The 2,162-nt window shown below is 77.7% G+C and carries 2 pseudogenes; one reads left to right on the forward strand and one right to left on the reverse strand.

Going from position 1 to position 2,162, the window contains the following annotated elements:
• Positions 1-465: pseudogene (locus ADK86_RS43795) on the reverse strand (hypothetical protein); the annotation flags it as partial.
• 141 nt (positions 466-606) lie between these two features.
• Here ADK86_RS43795 and ADK86_RS15360 point away from each other — a divergent pair.
• A pseudogene (locus ADK86_RS15360) lies at positions 607-2,162 on the forward strand (DNA-binding protein); the annotation flags it as partial.

Below are 2,162 nucleotides of genomic sequence, written 5' to 3' on the forward strand. Positions count from 1 at the left end.
GGCGGGGGTGGAGGGCTGGTGGCCGGGGGTGTGTGGGGTGTGCGGGCCGGGGGAGGTGCCGCCGCCATTCGTACCGGATGCGCCGCCCACGCCGGACGAACCGCCCATACCGCCCGCGGCGGACGTACCAGATGTACCGCCCGTACCGCCCGTACCGAGAAGGCGGGCCGCGCCGCCCAGTTTGTCGCGCAGGCCGGGGCGCGGCTGCGGTTCCGCCGCGCCCGGCGGACCCGGCGACGGCGGCGGTCCGCTGCCGCCCGCCGCCTCCACCACCGCCTCGGGCGTACCGAGCCGGGACAGCACGCGTCTGACGCCCGGCACCGTGTCCGGCTTCGCCGCGTCCACCTGTGCCCGCAGCTCGGCCACCAGGCGCATCCGCGCCCCGGAGGACAGCCCGCGCTGCTGGGCCAGATCACCGACCCGGCTCAGATAGTCAAAGACCAGCTGGTCGCTCTCGATCCCCACGAAATCCCCTGTGGCACAGCCCGGTTCCTCCGGAGACGGTACCGCCGATCGCCCCCGCCGCGGAGGCGGCACAGCGCCGCGACCGGCGGCGGCGCGGCGCTGCACCCGACAACGTCAGCGGCCCCCGCTACCGTGTAGCGGATGAGTGAAACACCCCGCACGCTCGCCGAAGAGCTCCGCACCCGCCCGGACAGCGGGCTCGCCGACCTGCTGCGGGCCCGTCCCGACCTCCTCAACCCGGTCCCCGGCGACCTGACCCAGCTCGCCACCCGTGCCGGTACCCGCGCCTCCGTCGTGCGGGCCGTGGAGCGCCTGGACCGTTTCGCGCTGCAGACCGCCGAGGCGCTGGCGGTGGCCCCGGACCCCTGCCCGTACGAGACGCTGCTCGGCCTGATGGCGGGGGACGCCGCGGCGGAGGTTCCGGCGCCGGAGGCGGGGGTTACGGCGTCGGGGGCGGAGGTTACGGCAGCGGAAGCCGGCGTTCCGGCAGCCGACGCGCCGGACGCGGACGCCGATCTGCCCTCCGGCACCCGCTCCGCCATCGCCGCCGAGCTCCCCCGTGCCGTATCGACCCTGCGCGGACAGGCGCTGGTCTGGGGCGGTGACGACCGGCTGCGCCTCGTCCGTACCGCCCGCGAACTGCTCGCGCCCGGACCCGCGCACCCCTCCCCCACCGGCCTCGGGCCGACCGTCGCCGAGGCCACGTCCGGCATGTCGCCCGGCCGCCTCCAGGAGATCCTGGCCGCCGCCGGGCTGCCCACGACCCACGACCCGGTGACCGCCGTCGCCGCCCTGACCTCGCTGTTCGAGGACCGTACGCGGATGGCCGCGCTGCTCGCCGAAGCCCCCGGGGAGGCGCACGGCGTCCTGGACCGGCTGGTCTGGGGCCCGCCGTACGGCGCCGTCACCGACCGGCCCGCCGCGCACCTGCAATGGCTGCTCGACCGGGGCGTGCTGCTGCCCGCCGGGCCGCGCAACGTCGTCCTCCCCCGCGAGGCTGCCCTGCACCTGCGCGCCGGGCGTGCGCACCGCACCCCCGAGCCGCTGCCGCCCGCCCTCGCGCCCGCCACCGAACGCGATCCACAGCTTGTGGACAGCGCCGCGGCGGGCCAGGCGTTCACCGCCCTGGCCACCGTCGAGGAACTGCTCAAGGAGTGGGACCTCGGCGGGCCGGGGGTGCTGCGCGCGGGCGGGCTGAGCGTACGGGACCTCAAGCGGACCGCCGCCGCCCTGGACTGCACCGAACAGGTCGCCGCGTTCTGGCTCGAACTCGCCTACGCCGCCGGGCTGGTGGCGTCCGACGGCGAGGCCGACGAGCGGTACGCCCCCACGCCCGCCGCCGAGGACTGGCGGCAGCTGCCCGCCGAGGAGCGCTGGGCGCGGCTGGCCACGGCCTGGCTCTCGGCGACCCGTACGGCCGGCCTGGTCGGCACCGCCGATCCCAAGGGCCGCACCCTGTCCGCGCTCGGCCCCAACCTCGACCGGTCCCCGGCCCCCGAGGTGCGCCGCCGGACGCTCACGCTGCTCGCGTCCCTGCCCCCCGGCACCTCCGTACCGGCCGACGCCGTCCTGGACCGGCTGCGCTGGGAACGCCCGCTGCGCGGGGCGGGCGCCCCTGCCGGGGAACCGGGCGGCGCACAGAACAGCAGCCCGCAGGCAGGCCCCCGCCGCCCGGCCACCACTGCCTCCCCCTCCGC

It is taken from the genome of Streptomyces sp. NRRL F-5755, assembly GCF_001279365.1.
Taxonomy (GTDB): Bacteria; Actinomycetota; Actinomycetes; order Streptomycetales; family Streptomycetaceae; genus Streptomyces; species Streptomyces rimosus.